Below are 23,702 nucleotides of genomic sequence, written 5' to 3' on the forward strand. Positions count from 1 at the left end.
GTATTTTTCCATACGGCGGATAGATGTTGCTTTCGCATTTTTCGACAGATTTTCAAGAGTGTATCAGACGGTGTGCAATATGAAAGTAAAATTATGGACAATATTAGTTATATTGTTGGTGATGTTGTTTGTGTTTTTTTATTGGTATTATAGATCTATAACTTTAGACTCAGGGTATTATATCCCGACTAACATTGATATTGTTTTTTATAAAAAAGACAAAACACAAAAAACAGATGCTAAAGGATGTTTTTTTTGTGAGAAATATGTCAGTACAACAAAAAACATCATGAAACATGTGTACTTCCATATCACGTCTAAGAATGTGCAATGGTACTATGATGGGGAAGAAAATAGTAGTAATATTGTTAATAACAGAGTGAATATAAACCACGTCTGGTACACTGCACGGTCAGGTTTCGGAAATGATATTGTTTTTAACTCAGATGAAAAAAGTACATGTGCTTTATTTTCTTGTCAGATGGTTTTTGTGTTAAAAAAAACAGATGATAACTCTCCAGAGCTTGGTAAGTTGAGGCAGGAATACGCTAAAAGCCTTAAGGCGTTTCAGGTGAAAATCTTTCGGGAACGTGAACGATTCAACAATACAGCAATGCCAGACTTTCCCGGTTCTCTGTTTTCTGTCGCGGATGGATTTTCACTTAAACTACCTTTTTACGTACAAGAATCAACTCAAGAAAGACTGGGAGGTATTTATCGCAGGAAAATAGGAGGATTAATAATAGATAAAAACGATTCAGGCACGATAGTCTATGACTACCATGATCGACCTAACCAAACAGATGGTGAACTGGTTGTTGTTAGTGGGAAAAAAGATGATTTTAATATGAACTCCTGGCTGGCGGGCCAGCGAGGTATCATTTTTAGCTCGGAAAATGGTGCTGTTTATTATGATCAGTATGGTGAGCTTGAAGTGATTTACATTCAGTTTAATGCGTCGCTACAACGCTACTTTATAGGACTTGCTCATGCAAGGTCCCCGGACGCTGCTGCAAAAGCATTTTGCTTTTTACGCACCATGGATCCTCGTTACCGGGGAAAAAAGTGGATTTCACTGAGTGATATTGAACTTTCCAGAAAAGACCTGGAGGATAAATATAAAACAAAAAACAGTGAGCTTTTAAATATTTCTGATATAGAAAATAAAATTAAAAATGCTATTGATTTTAAATTTAATTTTAATAAAAGGCTAAAAATGGATTTTAATTTAAATCAAGGAAAAAACGACAGTTCCGTCGTTATAGAGCCTTTTAGAGTGGCCGTGTCCTTCATGCTGGATAGAGATTTTGATTACATAAATATTGCAATTTTTTCTGAATCAGTCAGGAAGCTGATGGATAATGCAAAACGGATTAATCCTCATGGGAAATTGTACAACGATTTTTTTGTTTATCAAAAAGATGGTGATGGGTTTTATTATTACTATCGGTCACTGGGAAATGGAACTACGCTGAGAGTAAGCGTACCTGTCAGTGAAGATCATATGGTGGAAAGAATGTTTCTTTTGCAGGCACTTCGTCAAATCGATAGTAGAGTATTTATACCACGAGCAACAACAGCACAAGGATGATCCTGTTAACCTCTATTCTTTGCAGGAGCATATGTTCATCATGCAGTAGTTGCTGACTGACAGCCCAAAACGCAAACTGTTTCCCCGAACGTTAGCATCGGACATCATCTCGCTGCAGGAGCAGGGTAAGCGTTACGGACCATCAGCGCGGCTTTACAGCAAGGTAGAGTACATGTGGCTCGCCAGCTCTGGCGAGCTTACGCAGCAGAGCACGCTGTTTCGTTTTACGCATATGATCGACACGCTTAGGACAATGGGCTGGGTAGACTGGCTGGTTTCAGCAAAGGAATGGGAAGACAAAGCTAAACTGGCGGGTAATGTCTGTGCGATTTATACCCCGAAAGAAGAACTGCATCAGGTCTTCACCGACAAAGGCGAACTCATTAAACCAATGGCGCTGAGGCTTACTGGCGATATCAGCGGCATCCCTGCGCTTCTGGCACAATGTAATCTGAGTGCTGAGCGGTTGCCTGATGACGACGGATATGTCGTTTATCAACTATTGCCAGAATCGGGAAATGTACATTCTTCAGCACCGTAGCAGGGTTAAAGTTGGTGGTAAAAGAAAACAAAAAAGAACACAGTGATAAAAGGACGCCCGGCCACAAGGGCTGAGCGTCCTGTTTTTTATCCCTCTCAATGTAACGATATAACATCATGAATTAACTATTCAGGCAAAGAGCCCGCCAGATTCTTTGCTGATACGCTGATGGTGGATTGTTTCGTTACCTCTGGTGTTGGTGCTGTGGCGACTACCGCTTCGGGCTGACGCGATCCCGGCTGAATATTCAGAAATGCTACCAGCATGGAACGCAGAGTTTCCGGGGAAGTGTTATCAGCAAGCAACGCTGCCAGTACAGACGGCAAGCGGTTGTCAATTTCACCCAGTGCAATACCTGCCAGCAATGCCGTTCGTGTTAACTCACCGCGATCGCCCCGAGCTAATGCTTCTATACGAATATCTGCAAAGCGTTCACTGGCGTGTGTTTCCGGGCGAAGATAAATCAGTATCTTTCTTCGGGTCATGACCCGCTCCTCTTAACCAATGGCTTTCAGTCCATGTACCAGTGCGAACTGCGGATCCTGAGCGACAAAGAAACGATCTTCACGCAGCTTCACGTGAGTACGAATGGCTTCAGCCAGCAGACAGGCTCCACCTCCCACCACAGCAACATGGGTATAGCCTTTAAAGCGATCAATTGCTTCCAGTATCCGCGCACGATAACGCGCGATACCACTGTGGATTGCCTGTTTTATGGAATCGACAGCACGCGGATCGTTGATGTTGTTCGCCAGGTAGGTATCGTCGAAACGTTTGATGATCAGCCGGTCCACGTTGTAACGGGACAGCGCCATACCGGCTTTACGTAAGGCCTGCTGAACTTCATCGGTCACCAGCGATACGCCCAATGCCGGATCGCCGTAGATACGCGATACCGAAGACATCTGGCCCGCTACCTGTGAGATATCCAGCGTAGTTCCTCCGAGATCAACAATCAGCACAGAGTTGGAGGACGAGAGTTGATCACACAGCGCTATACCTGCAGGAATGGACTCCGGGCGCACGGTGACGCGGGTGATGGTGAATACGTGGCCGTTATTCAGCGCTACCGGTTGCAGCAGGCTCTGCTTTTTGCGCTCAATGTTATCAAGCCGGTACTGCGCGTCTTCGTCGTAGAACTCCGCCAGCGGCAGCGTCACCACAATATCCACACACTGCGGCGCAAGACCACTGGTCAGCAGCGCATGGTGGACCGCAACGGCGTTGAGCGGGCTGTACTGCCATTCAATGTTGCTGGTGGTGAGTGAATCCGGGGAAATGAGGTCAAACGAATATTTCTCCTTGCCTGCGGTATAGTTAAACGGCTTACCGTTGCCAAACGTGGCTGACCAGCCTCGTTTGAAGCTGTTAGGGCTGAGGTGAGTAAAGGTCCTGCCGTGCTGCTCCCACAGCATTTTGATATGGGTCGAACCATCGTCGATATAAATGCGCATATTGCACCTTAGTTGAGTCAAATGTGGGATGAGGATGAGACATCCGGCGTCGGTAGATGCCTGAAAGGCGATTATTGAGCCAGAACTGAGAGCACAATGAGATGAATCAGCGCCATAAAGCGCTCAATGAGAAAAGGCAGTGCCGCCAGTGAGACAAAGATGAGAAATCTGTTCATTTGGTTTGTTTTTCCTGTATGGGGTTGTCACTCGTTGCAGAGCGCGGGTTACCACACAGGATTTGGGGAATGATCGTAGATAATTTACAGTAGGGCTTGATGTTGAGGAGGCTTGCACCGGGTCAAATAAACCGATGGTTTACGTAAAGTGAAAAGCGGGGTTGATATTTGAGGGGGCAAAGTGCTGCGATGAAATGAAGGACGCCCAACCGTGAAGGCTGAGCGACCAGGGATTATGCTACTTTGTTCGCCATACCACTTATCAGGCTGTCGATGTGGTCAGCGTACCACTGCATCATTTCGCGCCGTCCATCCAGATACTGCGCATGGTTGTAAACGCCGCGAATGGCGTTTTTGTCTACGTGAGCAAGCTGTAACTCAATCCACGCGGAGTCAAACCCGGCATCATGCAGGAGGGTGCTGAAGGTATGGCGAAGTCCGTGTGCAGCGGAGTGTTCATGCCAGCCGATTTGAACCAGAAAATCGTTGATGCAACGTCTGGCCCGGGGCTGGGCCGGGTTACGTGCGCCTGGAAAGATATAAGGCGAGTTCAGCGATGCTGTCAGTGTCTGAATCTGTTTCAGAGTCGCTATTGCCTGTGTGGATAACGGTACGATGTGAGGGCGACGCTTTTTCATGCGCTCCTTCGGGATCTGCCATATCGCTTTATCAAAGTCGATCTCCTCCCATCGTCCCTGACGCATTTCCCCGGTACGTAGCGCCGTCAGCATCAGTAACAGTGTACCCAGTGCCATAATGCGTCTGGACTTGCTGATATCACGCAGAAAGGCCGGAAGCTGCTCAGTGCTCAGACTGCGACCTTCCCCCTGTTCCGGTGGCAACAATGCGCTGCTGAGATGTGCGGCCGGGTTAGTTACTGCTCGTCCGGTAATAATGGCATGCGTAAATATCTGTGTGCAGATCTGGCGGGTTTTCCGCAGGGTTTCAAGCTTTCCGTCCTTCTCAACCTCACGCAGGCAGTTTAAGATTTCCATTGGCTGGATGTCTGTCACGGGACGATGACCAATGAAGGGATAGACTTTGTTTTCCATTCGGGCAATCTGGTCATTCAGGTAGCGTTCGGTCCACTGGCGGGCTTTGTGCGCGAACCATTCCGTTGCGATAGCCTTAAAGGTATTCTCGATATTGACCCTGTGGGCTTGCTTGCTGGCCTGCTTTTCGTAAGAAGGGTCTTTGCCTTCCCTGAGTAGTCTGCGGGCATTTTCTCGCCGGGAACGCGCTTCAGCCAGTGTGACAGTCGGATAAACGCCAATGGAGAGTTTTTTCTCTTTCCCGACAAAACGGTACTTGAGGTTCCAGTATTTAGCGCCAGATTTTTTGACCAGCAGATACAGCCCCTGACCGTCAGTCAGCTTGTAGTCTTTATCCTTTGGTTTGGCAGTTTCTATTTGACGGGCAGTTAATGCCATAGCGGTGGTTTCCTGTTTATTGCCCCCAGAGTTGCCCCCAAAGGTGAGTTGATTTCCGTTGACCCCGGAGGGGAATGATAGACATGGGAGAGAGGATAAATCCAGTGGTTACCGTGTGGTGTGTGGGATTGGTTGAAGTGTGTTGACACTGGTGGATATCAACACGCTATTATAGATCCTCCCTGTGGGAGAGGGCCGGGGTGAGGGGAGAAACAACGCTGAGGTACTCCCATGAAACTCCCACTCCTGTTCGCGCTCCTCGCCTGCACCCTGCAACCCGTATTCGCTGCCGCCATCCCCGTTCGCGTCGCCACCGTGGAGCAGACCGCCCACGCCGCCGAGCGCCAGATCCCGGGCCGCATCGAAGCCATCCACACCGTTGAGCTGCGCGCGCGTACCGAAGGCGCGATCGCCAAAATCCACTTCCGCGACGGGCAGTACGTGAAAAAAGGCGACCTGCTGTTCGAGCTGGACGACGCCGAGCCGCGCGCCGCCCTGCGTCTGGCGCAGGCTGAGGTGAGAAGCGCCGAAGCCACGCTGCGCCAGGCGCAGCAGCAGCTGTCCCGCTTTGAAAGCCTGGGCAGCAGCAACGCCATCAGCCGTCACGACGTGGACAACGCCCGCATGCAGCGCGACGTCGCCAGCGCGGCGCTGGAGCAGGCCAAAGCCCGTCTCGAAACCCGTAATGTCACCCTGAACTACACTCGCATCACCTCGCCGATCGACGGTCGCGTGGGGCACAGCCAGTTCCACGTCGGCAGCCTGGTCAACCCTGCCAGCGGCGTGCTGGTGGAGGTGGTGCAGCTCGATCCCATCCGCATCGCCTTTGCGCTGGAAGAGGGCGCGTTTGCCACCAAAGCCGGACAGCATGCGGATATCAGCGCCATGAAGCAGGCCTGGCAGACGTTCATTGACAGCAACGGCCAGCGCGTCAGCGGCGAGCTGACGTCCGTGGACAACCGCATCGATCCGCGCACCGCCAGCGTGATGCTGCGCGCCGAGTTTGCCAACCCGCGCCATCAGTTGCTGCCCGGCGGCAGCGTGAACGTGACGCTGCGCCCGGCCAGCGAGCAGCCGGTTCTGACCCTGCCCGCCGCGGCGGTCCAGCAGAACGGCGACGGGTTCTTTGCCTGGGTGGTTAACGCCGACGGCAAAGCCGAAATGCGCCCGCTGAAGGTCGCCGGACAGATCGGCCAGCAGTTCCGGATTTCATCCGGCGTGAAGTCCGGTGAGCGAGCGATTACTGACGGCGCGCAGCGCGTGCAGCCCGGCGCGGCCGTCCAGATACTGAATTAAGGAGCCATCATGCTGACGTTTTTCATCAAACGCCCGCGCTTCGCGATGGTGATTGCGCTGGTCATCTCCCTGCTGGGGGCCATTGCGCTGAGAATTATCCCGGTGGAGCAGTACCCGCAGATCGCGCCGCCGGTGGTGAATGTGTCTGCCAGCTGGCCGGGCGCCAGCTCGGCTGACGTGGCGGAGGCTATCGCCACGCCGCTGGAGACGCAGCTGAACGGCGTGGATCACATGCTCTACATGGAGTCCACCAGCTCGGACGAAGGCTCGTATAGCCTGAACATCACCTTCGCGGCGGGCACCGATCCGGACCTCGCCGCCATCGACGTGCAGAACCGCGTCTCGCAGGCCGTGGCGCAGCTCCCGACCGAAGCGCAGCAAAACGGCGTGCAGGTGCGCAAGCGCGCCACCAACCTGATGATGGGGGTAAGTCTTTACTCACCGGACAACACCCATACGCCGCTGTTTGTGAGTAACTACGCCAGCACCCAGGTGCGCGAGGCGCTGTCGCGTCTGCCGGGCGTCGGGCAGGTGCAGATGTTTGGCGCGCGCGACTACAGCATGCGCATCTGGCTGCGTCCGGACCGCATGAACGCCCTGAACGTCACCACCGACGACGTGGCGCAGGCGCTGCGCGAGCAGAACGTGCAGGGGGCGGCAGGCCAGGTCGGCACGCCGCCGGTGTTTAACGGCCAGCAGCAGACCCTGACCATCAACGGCCTGGGGCGCTTAAACCAGGCCGAAGACTTTGCCGACATTATCATCCGCGCGGGCGAGATGGGCCAGCTGGTGCGCCTGAAGGACGTCGCCACCATTGAGCTCGGCTCGCGCAGCTACAGCTCCGGCGCGCAGCTGAACGGGCACGACTCCGCCTATCTCGGCATCTACCCGACGCCGTCCGCCAACGCCCTGCGCGTGGCCGACGCGGTGCGCGCGGAGCTGGATCGCCTCTCGACGCGCTTCCCGGACGACCTGGTCTACGAGGTGAAGTTCGACACCACCTCCTTTGTTGCCGCCACCATTAAGGAGATCGGCGTCTCGCTGGCGCTCACCCTGCTGGCGGTGGTGGTCGTGGTGTCCCTGTTCCTGCAAAGCTGGCGCGCGACGCTGATTGTCGCGCTCGCCATTCCGGTATCGCTGGTGGGCACCTTCGCGGTGCTCTACACGCTCGGCTACTCCGCCAACACGCTCAGCCTGTTCGCCATTATTCTGGCGCTGACCATGGTGGTGGATGACGCCATCGTGGTGGTGGAGAGCGTCGAAACGCTGATGGCGGAAGGGCAGAGCCGCACGGCGGCGACCGCGCTGGCGCTGCGCCAGATCGCCGGGCCGGTCATCGCGACGACGCTGGTTCTGCTGGCGGTGTTTGTGCCGGTAGCGCTCCTGCCGGGGATTGTCGGCGAGCTGTACCGCCAGTTTGCGGTGACGCTCTCGACGGCCGTCACGCTCTCAAGCCTCGTGGCGCTGACCCTGACGCCCGCCCTGTGCGCGATGCTCCTGCGTCCGCGCCCGGTGCAGCCCGCGGCGATTTTCCGTGGGTTCAACCGGGGGCTGGAGGCCACGCGTGGCGTCTACACCCGCATCGTGACTGTCTTCAACCTTCGCCCGTGGCTGGCGCTGCTGGCCACCGCAGGCGCGGCGGCCGTGGTGGCGTTCGGTTTTACGTCGATGCCTAAAGGCTTCCTGCCGCAGGAGGATCAGGGCTACTTCTTTGCCAGCGTTCAGCTGCCTGAGGCGGCCTCGCTGGAGCGCACCGAAGCGGCGATGACCACGGCACGCGAACTCATCGCTAAAAATCCGGCGGTGGAGGACGTGATTCAGGTCTCCGGGTTTAACATTCTCAACGGCACCAGCGCCTCCAACGGCGGGTTTATCTCCATCATGCTCAAGGACTGGAGCGAGCGTCCGCCGCTGGATGAGGTGATGGGTACCCTGCAGCGCCAGCTGCTGGCCCTGCCGGAAGCGACCATCATGACCTTTGCCCCGCCGACGCTGCCGGGGCTGGGCAACGCCTCCGGCTTCGATCTGCGCATCCAGGCGCAGGCGGGGCAGAGCCCGGCGGAGCTGGAGCGCGTGACGCGCGAGGTGCTGGCCAAAGCCAACCAGCACCCGCAGCTGAGCCGCGTGTTCACCACCTGGAGCAGCAACGTGCCGCAGCTGATGCTGACCGTTGACCGCGAGCGCGCCGCGCGCCTCGACGTGCCGGTGTCGCGCATCTTCAGCAGCCTGCAAACCGCCTTTGGCGGCACGCGCGCCGGGGATTTCAGCGTCAACAACCGCGTCTACCACGTGGTGATGCAGAACGAGATGCAGTGGCGCGAGCGCGCCGGGCAGATCGGCGAGCTGTTCGTGCGCAGCAACAGCGGCGAGCGGGTGCGCCTGAGCAACCTCGTCACCATCACGCCAACCGTCGGGGCGCCGTTCCTGCAGCAGTACAACCAGTTCCCGTCCGTGTCGGTGAGCGGCTCGGCGGCGGACGGGGTGAGCAGCAGCACCGCGATGGCGGCGATGGGCGAGCTTCTGGCGCAGAATTTGCCAGCGGGATACGACTACGCCTGGAGCGGCATGTCGTATCAGGAGCAGCAGACCGGCAACCAGGCGATGTGGATCGTGCTGGCGGCGGTAGTGATGGCGTGGCTGTTCCTCGTCGCCCAGTACGAGAGCTGGACGCTCCCGGCGAGCGTGATGCTCTCGGTGCTGTTCGCCATCGGCGGGGCGCTGGTCTGGCTGTGGCTGGCGGGCTATGCCAACGACGTGTACGTGCAGATAGGTCTGGTGCTATTGATAGCCCTCGCCGCCAAGAACGCAATTCTTATCGTGGAGTTCGCCCGCGCGCGGCGCATGGACGGAATGGCGATTGTCGATGCCGCGCGGGAAGGGGCCTCGCGCCGCTTCCGCGCGGTGATGATGACCGCCGTGTCGTTCATTATCGGCGTCCTGCCGATGATGCTGGCGACCGGGGCGGGTGCCCAGAGCCGCCGCATCATCGGCACCACGGTGTTCAGCGGCATGCTGGTAGCGACCGTGGTGGGGATTGTGTTTATCCCCGCGCTGTTCGTGCTGTTCCAGCGCCTGCGCGAGTGGGGCCACGGCCTTACGGACTCGTCGCCCACAGCTCGCAGTGCTTCTGAACCAGAGAAATCAGCGAGCCGCCGTCGGCGATAAACTCCCGCATGCGCTGCGCCTCGCTCTTGCCCTGCTTTAACAGCAGGGCAATTTCATTGATTGCGCTCGTCGCGCCGAGCTTCTCGGCCGACGGCGCAACCTGCTCCAGCTGCCACGCAATATCTTCCGCCACGGTTTTATGCTCGCCGGTATGCACGTCCGTCAGGATCCCCTCCAGCCCGTAGCGACAGGCCTGAAAACGGTTAAAGCGGTACAGCAGAAAATCTTTTTCCTGATGCTTATAGGGCCGCGTAGTCAGCAGCCAGTGCGACGTCGCCTGAATAAGCCCGGCGATGTTAATCGCGTGGCCGAGCGTCAGCGGCGTATCCATCACCCGCACCTCGACGGTGCCGAAGTGCGGGCTGGGGCGAATATCCCAGTGCAGATCCTTAATGCTGTCGATCATGCTGGTGGAGCTCAGGCGGCGGAACAGCCCCTCGAACTCCTGCCAGCTGTTGACCCACGGCATCTGGCCGTTATCCGGAAATCCCGAGAAGATGTTGAGCCGCGACGAGGAGAACTTCGTGTCCGTGCCCTGCATGTACGGCGAGGCCGCCGCCAGGGCGATAAAGTGCGGCACGAATCGCGACAGGCCGTGCAGCAGGTAAATCGCGTCGTCCCCGGTTCGGCAGCCGACGTGCACGTGCTGGCCGAACACCGTCGCCTGCAAAATCAGGTAGCCAAAGCGCTCCAGCGTGACGTTATAGCGCTCGTCGTCGCACACCTCCTGACGCTGCCACTTCTGGAACGGATGCGTCCCGCCGCCGCAGATCTGGATATGCTGCTCCGCCGCCGCGCGCAGGATGCTCTGCTGCATCACCGAGAACTGCGCCGCCGCCTGGTCGATGTTCTGGCATACGCCGGTGGCGATTTCGAGCATGCTTTCGGTGATATCGTGTTTGACCTCGCCGCCTTTGATGTCGTCTTTGACGGCGGCGATGAGCGCGGAGGAGTCCTGGCTCAGATCGTAGCCCGGCGGGTTAACCACCTGCAGTTCGAGTTCGATGCCGAGGGTGAAAGGTTCAGAGGACTTAAAATCGGGTAAAGGCATGGCGCACTCCGTTGTCTGTTGTGTGTTGAGTATAGACAACGACGTGGCGCTCACTTTTCAGGGTGGTATAACTGTTAGCAGGCTTAGCGAAAAGGGGAGTTAACCATGTCTGACAATCCAGTGATTGCGCTGATTGGGCCTGGCGCAATTGGTACCACCATCGCCGCGGTGCTGCATGACGTTGGCCGCACGCCGCTGCTGTGCGGACGCACCGCGCATCCGGAATTACGCCTGCGCCACGACGAGGGTGAAACCGTGGTGCCCGGTCCGGTATTGACCGATCCGGCCGTCATCAGGCAGCCAGTGGATCTGGTTTTCATCGCAGTGAAAACTACCCAGAACGCCGACAGCGCCGGGTGGCTGCGCGCACTGTGCGATGAAAACACCGTGGTCTGCGCCCTGCAAAACGGCGTGGAGCAAAAAGCCCAGCTTGAGCCGTGGGTTAACGGCGCGACGGTGCTGCCGTCGGTGGTCTGGTTCCCGGCCCAGCGCGAGCCGGATGCCTCCGTCTGGCTGCGGGCGAAGCCGCGCCTGACGCTGCCGGACGTGCCGCAGGCGCAGCGGGTGGTGGAGGCGCTTCGCGGTACGCGCTGCGCGGTTGAACTCTCGACAGATTTCGCCTCCGTCGCCTGGCGCAAGCTGCTGCAAAACGCGGTCGCCGGGCTGATGGTGCTTTCTAACCGCCGCGCCGGGATGTTCAGGCGCGAGGATATCAGCGAGCTTGCGCTGGCCTACCTGCGCGAGGGGCTTACCGTCGCCCACGCCGAAGGGGCGAAGCTGGACGATGACGTGGCGCAGGAGATCCTGGCAAACTTTCAGCGTGCGCCTGAAGACCTGGGCACCTCGATCCTGGCCGACCGTCAGGCCAATCGCCCGATGGAGTGGGATATCCGCAACGGCGTGATCCAGCGCTACGGCCGCAAGCACGGGATTGCGGTGCCCATCAGCGACGTGGTGGTGCCGCTGCTGGCGGCGGGGAGCGAGGGGCCGGGCTAACGGCCGCTGTTTTTCCGTTCGGCAAAGTAGTTGGCGGGCGTGCTGCCCATCGCTTTTCGGAACATGGTGATAAACGCATTCACCGATTCATACCCGAGCGTTGCCGCCACGTTCTGGACGGGCACGCCGCTTGCCAGCTCCCGCAGGGCAATAATCAAATGCAGCTGCTGACGCCATCGCCCGAAGCTCAGCCCGGTCTCGCGCTGCATCAGGCGGGCAAACGATCGCTCGCTGAGGGCGAGCCGTTTCGCCCAGTCCTTCAGGGTGCTTCTGTCCTCAGGACGGCTGACCAGCGCGTCCGCCATGGCGCGAATTTTCGGATCGGTTGAGACCGGCAGGCTTAGCTTCTGCTGCGGCATGCTGGCGAGCTCGTCAAGCGTGACCCGGGTCAATCTGGCGACGTGGCCGTCGGGGGGATAATCCACGCCTTCGCGCGTCAGACGATCGACCAGCTCCTTAATCAGCGGCGAGATCGCCAGCGTGCAGCATCTTTCCGGCAGCGCCGCCGCGCCGGGCTCAATAAACAGATAGTTAAGATGCGCGTTCCAGGTCGCTTTGGCGCTGTGCGGGATCCCGCCGGGGATCCAGACGGCGCAGTCCGGCGGCACGATCCAGATGTCATTCTCCGCGTAACAGCTGACCGCTCCGTATCGGGCAATAATCAGCTGCCCCTTGCGGTGGGTATGTACCGGCACTTCCGCGGCGTAGTCCACAAAGTCCAGATGACGCGCCACGGCAGGAGAGGCGGTAGAGTCAGGGTCATACAGCGTAGTAGCAGGTTGAGGCTTCACGATTATGGCAACGTTTAGGTATTTTTTGACAGAATAGAGTATTTAAGCGGGTCTGCAAGCCGGTAATAATCCCGGCATGAATAAAATCTTCTCACTTCACGTGCACATCCCCGCCGCGCTGCGAAACGATGCGGGCGCGCTGATCTATTCCGCGAAGAGTTTTGCCGCGGCGATGCTGGCTTATTACCTCGCGCTGTCGATCGGTCTTGAGCGCCCCTCGTGGGCCATTATTACGGTTTACATCGTGTCGCAGACGTCGGTCGGAGCATCGCTGAGCAGAAGCCTCTACCGGCTGGCCGGTACCGTGGCGGGTGCCAGCGCGACCGTTGTGATTGTACCTGCCTTCGCAAATACGCCAGTCCTGTGCAGCGTGGTGCTGACGGGCTGGATCGTATTCTGCCTGTGGCTCTCCCTGCTGGAACGCACGCCCCGGGCTTACGCGTTTGTGCTGGCAGGCTACACCGCGAGCCTGATTGGTTTTCCGGCGGTGTCCGATCCCGGCGGCATTTTTAACGTCGCCATCGTCCGCGTGCAGGAGATCGCGATTGGGATTTTCTGCGCGGCGCTGATCCACCGCTACGTGCTGCCCGCGCGCGTATCGGGCCAGTTCAACGCTAAGCTATCCCAGACGCTACAGGCCGCGCGCGGGCGGGTGGCTGACACCTTAGCGGGTAAACCCGACGCGGCTTCCGGCCCCCTGTATCTGGCCCTGGCGCTGCAGTTCCTGCAGGGCATCAGCCACCATATTCCGTATGATTTTGCCCTTTCAGCCCCGGTGCGGCAGGCCAGAAAAGCGATCCACGACCGGCTGGCGCGGCTGGTTATCGTCAACTGTGAACTGCACGATCGCCTGCCAGCGAGCGGAACCCTGCCCGCCGACGTGCAGGCGTTGATGGGCGACGTTCAGGCCTGGCTTGCCGCTGAAGGCGCTGATGCCGGCAGTACGGCAGAGTCGCTGCGGCTCCGCTGTACGCTTCTCATCGATCGGTATGCCGCGCAGGCGCAGACGTTTGACGACGCGCTGCTGGTCAGTTTTATCCGCTACCTCTCGGAGGCGATCGCGCTTCTGCAGCAGTGCGAGCGTCTTTCCGGGGCCATCCACCGTGCAAAACCCGTGTTTGGGGAGGTGCAAACCCGCGCGGCGAAAGGCTACGTTTTCCACCGCGATCCTCTTACTGCCGCCCGCACGGCGCTGGGGGCTTTCGGCATCATCCTGAGCGGCTGTCTGGTCTGGATCTTCTCGGCGTGGCCGGATGGCGGTACGGCGGTTTCAATACTCGGCGTCTGCTGCACGCTGTTTGGCAGCTTCGACACCCCGGCGCCGCACATCGTGAAATACATCATTGGCTCATTCTGGGGCGTGGTCATTAGCCTGTTCTACAGCTTTGCGCTGCTGCCGCAGGTAAGCGATTTCCCGGTGCTGGTGGCGGTGCTTGCCCCGGCGTATCTGCTGGCCGGGTCGCTTCAGGCGCGCCCGCCCACCACGTTTATGGCGATGGGCATCACCCTGACGCTGCCCATTCTGTGCGAGCTGGGGGCGCACTACAGCGGAGACTTCGCCGTCGCGGCCAACACCGCCATTGCGCTCTTTGCCGCGACCGGCTTTGCCGTCATCAGCATGAGCCTGCTGCAAACCGTGCAGGCGGATGGCGCCATCGCGCGTCTGCTGAACCTCTGCCAGCGCGACATTCGCCGCAGCGTGAAGGGCACGCTGCGGGTTGATGAAACGCACTGGATCAACCTGATGATGGACCGGACCGCCCTGTTGCTGCCGCGTTTGCAGCGCAGCGCGCGCGCGCCGGAGCAGGCGCTGGATCGACTGTTACACGCGCTGCGTCTGGGGCTGGCGGTCATGCATTTACGCCGCAGTGACGCACCGCCCGGCAGGGGGGTTGACGCGCTTTTTCATCGGATAAACGCCGGGGACCGCCACGCCTTGCGCGAACGCATTGCCGCTATTATCGCGCGCCATCTGCCTGCGGCAGATGAACATACGCGCCAGTTGGTCTTCAGGCTGGTGGATCTGCACTGTGCATTACGGGGGCCAGACAATGGTTAACGATCTCAATATCGGCGGGGTTTTTATTCCGGGGCTGCTGACAGTCGCCCTCGCGGCGCTGGTCTGCACGCTGGGCCTCGTCGCGCTTTTCTCTCTCAGCAGGCTCTACCGGCGCTTGCCGTTTCGCCCGCTGATGGATGTTTCAACCTGGATTGTCACCTTTTTCCTGCTGATGCAGGGTCTGACCGCGTTGGGGTTATTGTCATGAAATCACTGCTCTCTTTACTGGCTCGCTATGCGCTGACCTTAATCGCGGCCGCGGCGGCCACGCTTCTGGCCTTTATGATGTGGAAACACTACGCGCAAACGCCGTGGACCCGCGACGGCCGCGTGCGGGCGGACGTGGTGCAGATTGCGCCGGACGTCTCCGGGCCGGTCATCAGCGTGGCCGTGCGGGACAATCAGTGGGTGAACCGGGGCGATGTGCTTTACACCATCGATCCGCGCTGGCTTAAGCTGGCGGTGGTCGGCGCGCAGGCGGACGTCGAGTCGAAACGCCATGAGATGCTGATGCGCCAGGACGCGGCCCACCGACGCACGCTGATTAAAAACGCCATCTCGAGCGAGGATTTACAGCAAACCGGCAGCGCGGCGAACGTCGCGGCGGCCAATTATCACGGCGCGCTGGCCGCGCTGGATCTGGCAGAGCTGAATCTGGCGCACGCCACCGTGCGCGCGCCGGTCTCGGGGTACGTCACGCACCTGCGGCTTCGCCCCGGAGACTACGCGACGGCGGGGGAGATGAAGGTCGCCATCGTTGATGCCCACAGCTTCTGGGTGGTGGGGTACTTTGAGGAGACCAAGCTGCGCCATATTCGCGTCGGGGATGCCGCGCAGGTGATGCTGATGGGCTACGAGCCGGTCATCACGGGCCACGTGGAGAGCATCGGGCATGGGATCGGGGACAGCAACGATGAGGCGGGCGGGCTGGGTCTGCCCGACGTCGAGCCCACCTTTAGCTGGGTGCGCCTGGCGCAGCGCGTACCGGTGCGCATTCATATCGACAGGTTGCCGGAGGGCGTTGAGCTGGTGGCGGGGCTGTCGGCGAGCGTGGCGGTGGGGCGGTAGATAAGGATTGAAGCGACTATTCCTTGTCTACAAACTTGTCGGCTTCAGGAGAGTAATGCTGATAAACGCATGCGAGCTTATGCCCGTCAGGATCGCGCAGATAGGCAACATAAAAGTCGGGGCCGTACGCGCTTCGCGTACCAGGCTCGCCTTCATCCGTTCCTCCCGCAAGGAGGCCAGCTGCATGGAACCGTCTGACAAGATCCGCGTTATCTGCACTGAATGCGAACATTGTCCCGTTTCCCGCCGTCGCGGGCTGCTGGTCAAAAGGAGGACAAAGACAGAAGCTGAAGCCCTCGCCGGGATTATTTTCATCTCCCCACATTGCCCAGCTTTCAGTCCATGCCGGCAGACGTGAATAGCCCAGAACGTTAAAAACTGCGTCATAAAAATTCACGGAGCGCTGAAAGTTGTTTGTACCTATTGTGATATAAGCCAGCATCTTATGACTCCCGTCCTTCAATATTCGATTTAACAGCCTTCAGCGTCCTTTTACGGATCCAGCCGCTTCCCGCCCGTATTATCAGCCAGTAAGCCGACATTTTTAGTCGAGTGCGTCTATCCGGACAATAGATGAATGTTTCCGTAGAGAGCTCATGTTTGCCGGGCGCCAGCTCCGTTACCTTGTAGCGCAGCAACAGTTTCGCGCTGCCCGGCTCGGCTGGGGTCTGAAAAGCACTGGCATCCGGCACGTTTTCCAGACCGAAATCGGTACGCCAGAATTGCCCTCTTAAGCCATAGCAGAGCTCAGATGCAGAGTTCTTCAAAAGGGTAAAACTGTGCAGGCCAAAGTTGCCGATCGAGTCAGGCTGCTGATTGCGTAGTAATTTTTGCGGTAATTGACGCAAAGACATTAACCGCCGAATCACGGCATCTTGCCGGACGTCAAAGCTGGCAATCAACGGCAGAATATTTTCAGGGTAGGTAGTGTGAATGACCGTTAGGTGTTTTTCATGAAACTGGAACTGGGGGAGAAAAGCGGGAACATCCTTCCACTGAGCAAGCGCTTTGCGGGTAACGAATCCTGGGTTAAGCATCTCTCTTCCTTGTCATCCCTTGCGTCCTGCCAGAGTAACAGATGGTGTGTCGCAGGCAATTACCAGGAAAAGAGAGGGCAACAGGGAAGTAAATGTAACGAGCCGGTTGGGTTAACGACGTTCGCTTCTTTGCGAATGGAGAAGCTCAGTGATTTCTTTGCGCTTTCTTGTTGCCCATTCAGGTTTGATAGAGAGCATTAAACTGTATTGCCTTCTGAAATAAATCTCTCTGAATTCTCGTTCAAATGAATGGTTTGCTGCATAAGTTGAGGCCAGCCCCGCCACGGCACTTTCCACAAACCAATACAGAATTTCATCGTCACTGAGCGTTACTTTTCGCTGTATCTCAAGGCCTCTTTCACTGACGATAAAATGATATTCTTTGCCATGAATTTCAAGATAGGGAGTTGCAATCCCATCGGGTTGGTCAGGGATAAAGAAGTAATGGTTTGACCTTGTGCCTCCCCCTAGTTGCTCACCTATTTTTAGAAGCTCGTTTCGTAGTTCTTCAATTGTTTTCATAAACAGCTCTTTGTTCTTGTATGTAAACGACGCATTATCGCGGATTGGGTACAAAGCGCCTGCTCTCGATCACTTCCCCACAAACGCACTCACCGGCAAACCAAAACCCTTCGCCAGCGCACGCATATGATCCAGCGTTAACGTTGGTACTGATCCATCAGCGTTCGCAATAACGCAACGCCTGACGGAATGCTGGCAACACGCGCGTTAAATTTTGCAAACACCGGAGACTTGTTTTCGTATTTATCGATTTTAGTGGTGAGCATCTCCACCAACGTCAGCGCATCCTCGTAATCATGCCGCGACGGGCTTAAGCCCAGGAAAGGGAGCGCGTTTGTCAGATCGTTTGCCGCTTTGATGGCTGCTGCATAATTCATACTTACGTTCTCCGTTAGATGTCCGTGAGCTTGCCATACTCTGCGTATGTGCTGATGTGTTTGATGAAAATCTTTCCTCGCTCAAAATCAGCAAAAAACATCACCGCAGCCCACATCAATGACCCACCATTTCACCCGGTATTTCATCCTGTCCTGGCTGGGGAATCGCTTTTGCATATCGTCCGGTGACGGGTAGTGTTCCTCTTTAGTACCCGGTAAAGATCGTCCTGGGCTTGTGCTTGATTAGGAAATTGTCTGGTGGCTGCGTCGAAAGGCGCTCTTGAGACTACGTGCATCCTTGCCTCGTGTTTCCATATTGGAAATATAATAGGTGATAGTTGGTGGGTTGATAATATGGAAACATTGATGGAGTACAGTTTTCAAATGCTCGTGATGACGGCGGTCATTTAATGAGTGTGAACACTGTATGAGGTGACTGTGAAAAAAATGTCCGCTTTGTGCCAGAAGCGGACGTTGCGCGGTATGTTAGTTATGATACGAAATGTTTGCGTAAGATTTTTTCTAATAGTGAAAAAATTACTGTGACCCTTTTTGGAGTAATCGTCTGATAAGGCCGATATAAATAAAATTGCCATTTCTCCTGTCGCAGTTCTGGCAGGGGTTTTATGAGTTGACCATTTGCTAAGTACTCTCTACAGATAAAATCGCTGGACTGTACAACCGTTTTGCCAGCCAAAGCGGCCTGAATTTCTGCGTATGGGTCCGTAGTATAAAATTCAATATGACGAGGGACAAAGGTATTCACTGCATCACTCATAAATTCAAAGATTTTTCCCGTCTCAGGATTAATTAAACCACTAAATGGATAACGCTGTCGAAGATCTTCTAAATCAGTAGGTGCCCCCAGGCGCGCAATGAGTTCAGGGGATGCGACTAAAATATGTTCAACTTGCCCAATATTTTTAATGATAAAGTTTGGATTAGGTTCTCGCCCTACGCGTATACCTATATCAATACGATGCTCGATAGTATCAAGTTTCATCATATCTAAACGCCAGTCGATAAATAACTCAGGATAGGGACGTAGTGCAGTCAATAGTTCATACAAGATTTGTTCATGATTTGGAAGTCGAAGTAATGTGATACGAACAATGCCCTTCATTTCATTATCATCTTTTGCCGTCTGAAATAGTTTTTCTGAATCCTCCAGCAGTCGCTTCGCTTGGGGTAAAAATAGTTCGCCGAAACTGGTGAGAAAGATCGAACGCGTATTGCGTTTGAATAGAGGTTCACCAAGTTGTTTCTCCAACTCAGCGACTGTTCGGCTTACTACTGATGGTGAAACCGACAGCTTGATTGCTGCTTCGCGGAAGTTCAAGGTCTCAGAGGCGATGATGAAAAATTTTAGAGCATCAAGTTTGTTCATGATTGTTGTGAAATTTGCATTAATATATTTTGATAATAGCAATTAATTTGCAAGTATTCCAGTCATATAATCGAACAATAAAATAAGTAACCTGTCTTACTTTTTATCAGAACTCAAAAGAGTAAATTATGTCAATTCAACGAGTAGAGTTAAACAAAGCCTATCGGCTATTACAGATCGGGCCAACGACGATGATATCGGCTAAAAATGATGGCATTGAAAATGTCATGGCAGCGGCCTGGGTGGGATTAGTAGGCAATAACAAAGTGATGGCTTTTATAGGTCCACAGGCATTTACTCGCGGGCTTGTAGAAAAAAGCGGATATTACGTTGTGCAGATCCCAGTAGTAAATCAGATGGATATGGTCTTATATGCTGGAGGCCACAGTTATTCCGACACACCCGATAAAAACAGTAAAATTCCACTATTTTATCAAAAAGAGTTTGATCTGCCTTTAGTTGAAGGTTGCGCTGGCTGGTTAGTATGTAAGGTCATACCCAATGAAGAAAATGAAAAGCAGCACAACTTGTTTATGGGGGAAATTGTCGGAGCATGGAGTGATGACCGCGTTTTCAGAAATGGGCACTGGATTTTTGATGATGCGCCAGATGAATTACGTACTGTCCATTACGTAGCTGGCGGACAGTTTTACGCCATTGGTAAAGGTACAAAATTCAATTATGGCCCGGGAAAAGACTAATCCTTACTTCTGTATAAATGTAGCCATATAACATTGCTATATAGAGGTAGTAGCATAAAAAAACAACTTACTTAAGATGTCCGCTCCTCGCTTTTAGCAGACATTCAACGTTAGCGTAAGGTCGAAATCCTGCTTCTACCCAGCAGAATTCCGGCCACCTATCACCCACCTCAATGTGCCGAAATATAAGGCTCCTTTACAAATTCCGCCAGCAACCAGACCATATCATGCAGCAGCCCGGTGAGTTCTTTCGCCACGCTCGCAGGCAACGTCCCGCCCATCACCGCCAGCGTTAACGCCACGGCATAATCCACCTGCAGCGTCGTCTCCTGCCAGCAGTCCGGTACGCAGGAGGCAATCTTTTCCCCCGCAATCAGTTGTTCAACCAGATGCGAAGGCAGTTCGGCATTGCAGCACTCCCGCAGTCGCTTAAGCGCAGCCAGCAATCTCTTACAGAGCGTGGCAAATGTCACCGCGTCGTCAGTTTCCACCAGCACGCTGACATACGCAGTACAGGCATCGGCCAGTACGAAGAGATCCGCGGAATCGGAAATTGAAGTGTTGATAAGGTGATGAACTGCGCTTTCCTCAGAGAGCGCGTAAGAAAATCCAGGGGTAGTCGCCATTTAGCATCCTCTTTGTCCAAAAAAACGTCATGTTATGCTAACGGGTTCCTACGCCCGGTTACGGATGTGCCGCAACGCAGGCACTTTACGGCGGCGAAAAAGGGAAGGAAAGGGATCACCCTGAATTACATAAGGTTTCTTGAAAGTTTGCGAGGCGGCTTCCAGAAGGGCACTGCCGGATGGCGGCTACGGCTTACCCGGCCTGCAAAACCGCCAACCAACCCGCGACACGAACCGTAGGCCCGCGCAAGCGCAGCGCCGCCGGGCACAGTTTGAACCACGGTTACTCCTTCACGCAGACCTTTTCATTTTGAGCAATCCTTCTAATAACGCCTGCGTCGCGCGGGAGGATTTGCCAGCCTGCGAACAAACCAGCCCAAACTCCCGGCACAGCGAAGGCGTCACGGGCACGACGCACAAGCCGCGTAAATCACCCGGCAGGGCGGATTCAGGTATCAGCGCGACGCCCATGCCTTCGCGTACCAGCAGGCAGGCGCTGATCCAGTCGCGGACGGTCACCCGCACGTCAGACAGCTGCAAGCCAGCCAGTTCCATCAGGCTTTTTCCATTGACGGCACAACCGCCCGTTGCGAGCACGAAGGGCTGGTCTGCCAGTTCCTCAAGGGTGATGGCGCGCGTACGTGCATAACGAGCCTGACGGTGGCTGGCTGGCAGCACCGCGACCCATGCATCCTGCCCTAAGATCGCTTCAGCACGCCCGGGAACAGGGTTCATGACCACGCCCACATCAGCCGTATCTGCTGCCAGCCACTCTTCGACCTCCTGGTCCGTCCCTTCCAGTACGACCACCTCGATTTCAGGATGCAGGCGCTTAAAATCCCGCAGCAGCCCGGGCAAAAACGTGGATGTCACCGAAGGAAAACTGGCAAGACGAATACGCCCGCCGCTCAGCCCCCGGCTCTCATCCGCCAGTGCACGGATGGCATCCAGCCGCGCCAGCATACTCCTTGCTTCTTTGACAACCCGCTCGCCCAGGGCAGTCACGCCGATGTGGCGTCGCTCTCGCGTGAATACCGCAAATCCTAATGAGGCCTCTAACTGAGCGATCGCCTGGCTGGCGCAAGACTGCGTCATGCCAACCTCTTCAGCGGCACGGGAAATATTACTGGCATCGGCCACTGCAACCAGCAAGCGCCAGTGTAAAAGATTCATCATGGATATCAGTAGCTCAGCTAATAGCTATTTTATGAATCATTAATTTTACAGTGAGAATGGCTTTAAGCACAGTGTATGTAAATCACACAACCGCTTTAACGGAGAGATTATGAAACTCTATTACGCCCCGGACACCTGTTCACTCTCACCCCATATCGTGCTGCGCGAACTGGCGATTGAGTTTGAACTGGTTAAAGTGGACAACAGGAGCAAGCTTACCGCTGACGGGCGCGACTTCCTGACCATCAACCCCAAAGGTTATGTCGCTGCGCTTGAACTGGATGACGGGAAAATCCTGACCGAGGGGCCAGCCATTTTGCAGTACCTGGCAGACCTCAAGCCAGAAAGTGGGCTGGCACCGCGAGCAGACGGCTGGGAGCGGGTGCGGCTTCAGGAATGGCTAAACTTTATCACCAGCGAAATACACGCGGGATCGGCACCTCTTTTTAATCGTGCGCTGCCCGAAGAGGCCAAATCGATTTTTCGTGAGAAGCTGTTCAGGCGGTTCGATTTTCTTCAGGAAACGCTCTCCGCAAGCGCTTATCTGACGGGAGCGTCTTTCAGCGTGGCAGATGCCTATCTTTTCACCGTGCTGGGATGGTGCACGTTCTTCTCAATTGAACTCAACGACTGGCCCGCGCTACTGGCGCACAGGGAAAAAATCAGTGCCCGGCCCGCGGTGCAGGCCGCATTACGTGCGGAGGCGAAAGTCTAGTTCTGCGTATTCCGGCGCATATATTAATGCCTGAAGCAGGAGGCAAGTGAGGATGTGGAACCAGGATGCGTTAACATACTGTCACTCTGCATCTGATTGCCTGGCGCTTTTCACGGCATCCTGCTTCCCCGGATTGCACTGCTGTTTTGTTCCTGGAAGATAAAATTTTCCCGACGCGTCCGGATTTGTTCCGCCCGGACAACCCGCACGGCCCGGAGCTGAGACGGTGCCATCCGAACCGTTTCCTCCATCAGAACCGTTTCCGCCATCCCCACCATTACCGCCATCGGCAGCATTTACAGCGAATGCGCCGAGTATAAGCAAAAATGCAATAACTCGTGTAGTCATCAAAACCTCCATTGTTCAGGGTATTTCAAGGCATCTTGCCAGCCTGGATTCAGCATCTCTCTTCCTTGTCATCCCTTGAGTGCAGCCAGAGTAACAGAGGGTTTGCGGCAGACAATTACCAGGAAAACGTAGTACCTAAGCGTGCATCAACATGACCTTTACCGTTCTAAGCACGACAGAGGCTGGCATTGCCGGGTGGCGTCTGCGCCTTACCCGGCCTACAAAAACCAAAACCCCTCTATTGCCGTCACCCCTCGCTCATCATCATCAAAAACCGCTTCACCGTCCGCGAGCGTTCAAAGCGCCGCCAGCAGAGCGCGATATCGGTATAAAGCTCCGGCGAGCTCAGCGAGTGATAGGTGACATTCGGCGGTGAAATGGCCGCCATGGATTTGGGCACCAGCGCGAACCCGCCGCCCGCGGAAACCATGCTCAGGGAGGAGGAAAGCTGCGACGACTGCAGCGCGTGCTGCACGTCAATTCCGGCCCGCTCGCAGCAGCCGTGAACCCGTTCGTACAGCCCCGGCGCGACCTCCTGCGGGAACAGCACCACCGGTGTATTCCGAAGCTGCTCTAACGCCAGCGAATCGCACGCCGCCAGCGGATGATCGCGATGCAGCGCCACCACCATCGGCTCCCGGTCGAGGATTTTTAACTCGAACGCCTTGCTGCTCTCGCACGGCAGGCGCACGAAGGCAATATCCAGTTCACCCTCCGCCAGCATCGTCGTCAGCGACGACATATTGGCTTCCACCTGGTGAACCTGCACCGCCATGTTCTGCACCTGAAACTGGCGGATCAGCGCGAAAATTTTGGGATGAAAAGCGTCGGAGCTGGTGATGCCAATCGACAGGTTGCCGTTCAGCCCGCGCGCGATGCCGCGGGCTTTTTCCAGCGCGGCATCGCTCAGCGCCAGAATTTTGCAGGCGTCCTCGTAGAAGGCTTCTCCCGCCTCGGTCAGCTCCACGCCCCGCGTCAGGCGTCTGAACAGCGGCGTGCCCACTTCCTCTTCGAGCCGTTTGATCTGCTGACTCAGAGGAGGCTGTGAAATACCCAGCGCTTCGGCCGCCCTGGTGAAGTGTCGCTCGCGTGCAACCGCGACAAAATACCGCAGATAACGAAGTTCCATATCTAAAACGTCTCAAACCAGCATGGTTTCTATATTGGAACTCTCTGCTGAATCGGGTCAACATTT

24 protein-coding genes and 1 pseudogene are annotated in these 23,702 nt (G+C 55.8%); 10 read left to right on the forward strand and 15 right to left on the reverse strand.

Annotation, left to right across the window (positions count from 1 at the left end; genetic code table 11):
- Window positions 1-79 precede the first annotated feature (79 nt).
- Window positions 80-1,591 carry a hypothetical protein gene (locus ACERY3_RS01610; protein WP_373224948.1) on the forward strand — a complete coding sequence of 504 codons (1,512 nt, stop codon included), beginning with the start codon at window positions 80-82 and terminating at the stop codon, window positions 1,589-1,591.
- 49 nt (window positions 1,592-1,640) lie between these two features.
- Entirely contained in the window at window positions 1,641-2,132 is a 492-nt protein-coding gene (locus tag ACERY3_RS01615) for a DUF2913 family protein (RefSeq protein ID WP_373224949.1), read from the forward strand.
- 125 nt (window positions 2,133-2,257) lie between these two features.
- On the opposite strand, the gene ACERY3_RS01620 is transcribed toward ACERY3_RS01615, so the two are convergent.
- The 3 genes from ACERY3_RS01620 to ACERY3_RS01630 form a co-directional block, all read right to left on the reverse strand.
- The gene (locus ACERY3_RS01620; RefSeq protein ID WP_373224950.1) at window positions 2,258-2,617 is read right to left on the reverse strand and encodes a plasmid partitioning/stability family protein; all 360 of its coding nucleotides are present in this window, start codon (window positions 2,615-2,617) and stop codon (window positions 2,258-2,260) included.
- A 12-nt stretch (window positions 2,618-2,629) separates the two neighbouring features.
- On the reverse strand, window positions 2,630-3,586 hold the full coding sequence (gene parM, locus ACERY3_RS01625; RefSeq protein WP_373224951.1) for a plasmid segregation protein ParM domain-containing protein: 957 nt from the start codon (window positions 3,584-3,586) through the stop codon (window positions 2,630-2,632).
- 409 nt (window positions 3,587-3,995) lie between these two features.
- Complete coding sequence (locus ACERY3_RS01630; RefSeq protein WP_373224952.1) at window positions 3,996-5,192, reverse strand: tyrosine-type recombinase/integrase; 1,197 nt, start codon at window positions 5,190-5,192, stop codon at window positions 3,996-3,998.
- Window positions 5,193-5,423: 231 nt separating this feature from the next.
- Here ACERY3_RS01630 and ACERY3_RS01635 point away from each other — a divergent pair, with 231 nt between their 5' ends.
- Complete coding sequence (locus ACERY3_RS01635; protein WP_047061291.1) at window positions 5,424-6,488, forward strand: efflux RND transporter periplasmic adaptor subunit; 1,065 nt, start codon at window positions 5,424-5,426, stop codon at window positions 6,486-6,488.
- Between the two features lie 9 nt (window positions 6,489-6,497).
- Window positions 6,498-9,653 carry an efflux RND transporter permease subunit gene (locus ACERY3_RS01640; protein ID WP_373224953.1) on the forward strand — a complete coding sequence of 1,052 codons (3,156 nt, stop codon included), beginning with the start codon at window positions 6,498-6,500 and terminating at the stop codon, window positions 9,651-9,653.
- Here ACERY3_RS01640 and ACERY3_RS01645 read toward each other — a convergent pair.
- Complete coding sequence (locus tag ACERY3_RS01645; RefSeq protein ID WP_373224954.1) at window positions 9,583-10,704, reverse strand: YbdK family carboxylate-amine ligase; 1,122 nt, start codon at window positions 10,702-10,704, stop codon at window positions 9,583-9,585. The genes ACERY3_RS01640 and ACERY3_RS01645 overlap by 71 nt on opposite strands.
- Before the next feature lie 105 nt (window positions 10,705-10,809).
- On the opposite strand from ACERY3_RS01645, the gene ACERY3_RS01650 reads away from it, so the two are divergent.
- A complete protein-coding gene (locus tag ACERY3_RS01650; RefSeq protein WP_373224955.1) occupies window positions 10,810-11,700 on the forward strand; it encodes an oxidoreductase in 891 nt (296 codons plus the stop codon).
- On the opposite strand, the gene ACERY3_RS01655 is transcribed toward ACERY3_RS01650, so the two are convergent.
- Window positions 11,697-12,491: a helix-turn-helix domain-containing protein gene (locus ACERY3_RS01655; protein ID WP_094935790.1), complete on the reverse strand. Its 795-nt coding sequence runs from the start codon at window positions 12,489-12,491 to the stop codon at window positions 11,697-11,699. The genes ACERY3_RS01650 and ACERY3_RS01655 overlap by 4 nt on opposite strands.
- A gap of 76 nt (window positions 12,492-12,567) precedes the next feature.
- Here ACERY3_RS01655 and ACERY3_RS01660 point away from each other — a divergent pair, with 76 nt between their 5' ends.
- Genes ACERY3_RS01660 through ACERY3_RS01670 form a run of 3 tightly spaced genes read left to right on the forward strand, consistent with a single transcriptional unit; the run spans window position 12,568 to window position 15,618 of the window.
- Window positions 12,568-14,550, forward strand: a complete 1,983-nt coding sequence (locus tag ACERY3_RS01660; protein WP_373224957.1) for an FUSC family protein — start codon at window positions 12,568-12,570, stop codon at window positions 14,548-14,550.
- On the forward strand, window positions 14,543-14,758 hold the full coding sequence (locus ACERY3_RS01665; RefSeq protein ID WP_047650509.1) for a DUF1656 domain-containing protein: 216 nt from the start codon (window positions 14,543-14,545) through the stop codon (window positions 14,756-14,758). Before ACERY3_RS01660 ends, ACERY3_RS01665 begins: the two co-directional genes overlap by 8 nt.
- Entirely contained in the window at window positions 14,755-15,618 is an 864-nt protein-coding gene (locus tag ACERY3_RS01670; protein WP_373224958.1) for a biotin/lipoyl-binding protein, read from the forward strand. Before ACERY3_RS01665 ends, ACERY3_RS01670 begins: the two co-directional genes overlap by 4 nt.
- Window positions 15,619-15,634: 16 nt before the next feature.
- Here the strand turns inward: ACERY3_RS01670 and ACERY3_RS01675 are convergent, their stop codons facing one another.
- The 6 genes and pseudogenes from ACERY3_RS01675 to ACERY3_RS01700 all read right to left on the reverse strand — a co-directional run bounded on the left by ACERY3_RS01675 (window position 15,635) and on the right by ACERY3_RS01700 (window position 18,941).
- Window positions 15,635-16,060, reverse strand: a complete 426-nt coding sequence (locus ACERY3_RS01675; protein ID WP_064673603.1) for a VOC family protein — start codon at window positions 16,058-16,060, stop codon at window positions 15,635-15,637.
- 1 nt (window position 16,061) lies between these two features.
- Window positions 16,062-16,655, reverse strand: coding sequence for a hypothetical protein (locus tag ACERY3_RS01680; RefSeq protein ID WP_047061298.1), 594 nt, complete (start codon window positions 16,653-16,655; stop codon window positions 16,062-16,064).
- Between the two features lie 111 nt (window positions 16,656-16,766).
- Complete coding sequence (locus ACERY3_RS01685; protein ID WP_373224959.1) at window positions 16,767-17,177, reverse strand: Imm63 family immunity protein; 411 nt, start codon at window positions 17,175-17,177, stop codon at window positions 16,767-16,769.
- Window positions 17,178-17,314: 137 nt separating this feature from the next.
- Window positions 17,315-17,554: a hypothetical protein gene (locus ACERY3_RS01690; RefSeq protein ID WP_058841233.1), complete on the reverse strand. Its 240-nt coding sequence runs from the start codon at window positions 17,552-17,554 to the stop codon at window positions 17,315-17,317.
- Between the two features lie 14 nt (window positions 17,555-17,568).
- Window positions 17,569-17,850 (reverse strand): annotated as a pseudogene (locus ACERY3_RS01695) (type II toxin-antitoxin system HigB family toxin).
- Between the two features lie 194 nt (window positions 17,851-18,044).
- A complete protein-coding gene (locus ACERY3_RS01700; protein ID WP_373224960.1) occupies window positions 18,045-18,941 on the reverse strand; it encodes a LysR family transcriptional regulator in 897 nt (298 codons plus the stop codon).
- 128 nt (window positions 18,942-19,069) lie between these two features.
- Here ACERY3_RS01700 and ACERY3_RS01705 point away from each other — a divergent pair, with 128 nt between their 5' ends.
- Window positions 19,070-19,642 (forward strand): flavin reductase family protein, encoded by a 573-nt coding sequence (locus ACERY3_RS01705; RefSeq protein WP_048976663.1) that lies wholly within the window; start codon window positions 19,070-19,072, stop codon window positions 19,640-19,642.
- A gap of 170 nt (window positions 19,643-19,812) precedes the next feature.
- Here the strand turns inward: ACERY3_RS01705 and ACERY3_RS01710 are convergent, their stop codons facing one another.
- The gene (locus ACERY3_RS01710; protein ID WP_214579260.1) at window positions 19,813-20,268 is read right to left on the reverse strand and encodes a hypothetical protein; all 456 of its coding nucleotides are present in this window, start codon (window positions 20,266-20,268) and stop codon (window positions 19,813-19,815) included.
- A 291-nt stretch (window positions 20,269-20,559) separates the two neighbouring features.
- The gene (locus tag ACERY3_RS01715; RefSeq protein WP_373224962.1) at window positions 20,560-21,444 is read right to left on the reverse strand and encodes a LysR family transcriptional regulator; all 885 of its coding nucleotides are present in this window, start codon (window positions 21,442-21,444) and stop codon (window positions 20,560-20,562) included.
- Between the two features lie 109 nt (window positions 21,445-21,553).
- Here ACERY3_RS01715 and gstA point away from each other — a divergent pair, with 109 nt between their 5' ends.
- On the forward strand, window positions 21,554-22,159 hold the full coding sequence (gene gstA / locus ACERY3_RS01720; RefSeq protein ID WP_373224963.1) for a glutathione transferase GstA: 606 nt from the start codon (window positions 21,554-21,556) through the stop codon (window positions 22,157-22,159).
- Between the two features lie 81 nt (window positions 22,160-22,240).
- Here gstA and ACERY3_RS01725 read toward each other — a convergent pair whose 3' ends face one another.
- Window positions 22,241-22,507, reverse strand: coding sequence for a hypothetical protein (locus ACERY3_RS01725; protein WP_072210807.1), 267 nt, complete (start codon window positions 22,505-22,507; stop codon window positions 22,241-22,243).
- Between the two features lie 247 nt (window positions 22,508-22,754).
- The gene (locus tag ACERY3_RS01730; RefSeq protein WP_058841237.1) at window positions 22,755-23,636 is read right to left on the reverse strand and encodes a LysR family transcriptional regulator; all 882 of its coding nucleotides are present in this window, start codon (window positions 23,634-23,636) and stop codon (window positions 22,755-22,757) included.
- Between the last annotated feature and the right edge of the window lie 66 nt (window positions 23,637-23,702).

It is taken from the genome of Enterobacter cloacae complex sp. ESBL7, assembly GCF_041679625.1.
GTDB classification, from domain to species: Bacteria; Pseudomonadota; Gammaproteobacteria; order Enterobacterales; family Enterobacteriaceae; genus Enterobacter; species Enterobacter asburiae_B.

Coding starts and splice junctions, on each gene's coding strand:
- ACERY3_RS01685 (WP_373224959.1), bottom strand. CDS start 17,177: ATGAAAACAATTGAAGAACTACGAAACGAGCTTCTAAAAATAGGTGAG.
- ACERY3_RS01650 (WP_373224955.1), top strand. CDS start 10,810: ATGTCTGACAATCCAGTGATTGCGCTGATTGGGCCTGGCGCAATTGGT.
- gstA (WP_373224963.1), top strand. CDS start 21,554: ATGAAACTCTATTACGCCCCGGACACCTGTTCACTCTCACCCCATATC.
- ACERY3_RS01725 (WP_072210807.1), bottom strand. CDS start 22,507: ATGACTACACGAGTTATTGCATTTTTGCTTATACTCGGCGCATTCGCT.
- ACERY3_RS01675 (WP_064673603.1), bottom strand. CDS start 16,060: ATGCTGGCTTATATCACAATAGGTACAAACAACTTTCAGCGCTCCGTG.
- ACERY3_RS01645 (WP_373224954.1), bottom strand. CDS start 10,704: ATGCCTTTACCCGATTTTAAGTCCTCTGAACCTTTCACCCTCGGCATC.
- ACERY3_RS01680 (WP_047061298.1), bottom strand. CDS start 16,655: ATGCTTAACCCAGGATTCGTTACCCGCAAAGCGCTTGCTCAGTGGAAG.
- ACERY3_RS01620 (WP_373224950.1), bottom strand. CDS start 2,617: ATGACCCGAAGAAAGATACTGATTTATCTTCGCCCGGAAACACACGCC.
- ACERY3_RS01640 (WP_373224953.1), top strand. CDS start 6,498: ATGCTGACGTTTTTCATCAAACGCCCGCGCTTCGCGATGGTGATTGCG.
- ACERY3_RS01715 (WP_373224962.1), bottom strand. CDS start 21,444: ATGATGAATCTTTTACACTGGCGCTTGCTGGTTGCAGTGGCCGATGCC.
- ACERY3_RS01610 (WP_373224948.1), top strand. CDS start 80: ATGAAAGTAAAATTATGGACAATATTAGTTATATTGTTGGTGATGTTG.
- ACERY3_RS01730 (WP_058841237.1), bottom strand. CDS start 23,636: ATGGAACTTCGTTATCTGCGGTATTTTGTCGCGGTTGCACGCGAGCGA.
- ACERY3_RS01670 (WP_373224958.1), top strand. CDS start 14,755: ATGAAATCACTGCTCTCTTTACTGGCTCGCTATGCGCTGACCTTAATC.
- ACERY3_RS01665 (WP_047650509.1), top strand. CDS start 14,543: ATGGTTAACGATCTCAATATCGGCGGGGTTTTTATTCCGGGGCTGCTG.
- ACERY3_RS01690 (WP_058841233.1), bottom strand. CDS start 17,554: ATGAATTATGCAGCAGCCATCAAAGCGGCAAACGATCTGACAAACGCG.
- parM (WP_373224951.1), bottom strand. CDS start 3,586: ATGCGCATTTATATCGACGATGGTTCGACCCATATCAAAATGCTGTGG.
- ACERY3_RS01630 (WP_373224952.1), bottom strand. CDS start 5,192: ATGGCATTAACTGCCCGTCAAATAGAAACTGCCAAACCAAAGGATAAA.
- ACERY3_RS01705 (WP_048976663.1), top strand. CDS start 19,070: ATGTCAATTCAACGAGTAGAGTTAAACAAAGCCTATCGGCTATTACAG.
- ACERY3_RS01700 (WP_373224960.1), bottom strand. CDS start 18,941: ATGAACAAACTTGATGCTCTAAAATTTTTCATCATCGCCTCTGAGACC.
- ACERY3_RS01710 (WP_214579260.1), bottom strand. CDS start 20,268: ATGGCGACTACCCCTGGATTTTCTTACGCGCTCTCTGAGGAAAGCGCA.
- ACERY3_RS01660 (WP_373224957.1), top strand. CDS start 12,568: ATGAATAAAATCTTCTCACTTCACGTGCACATCCCCGCCGCGCTGCGA.
- ACERY3_RS01635 (WP_047061291.1), top strand. CDS start 5,424: ATGAAACTCCCACTCCTGTTCGCGCTCCTCGCCTGCACCCTGCAACCC.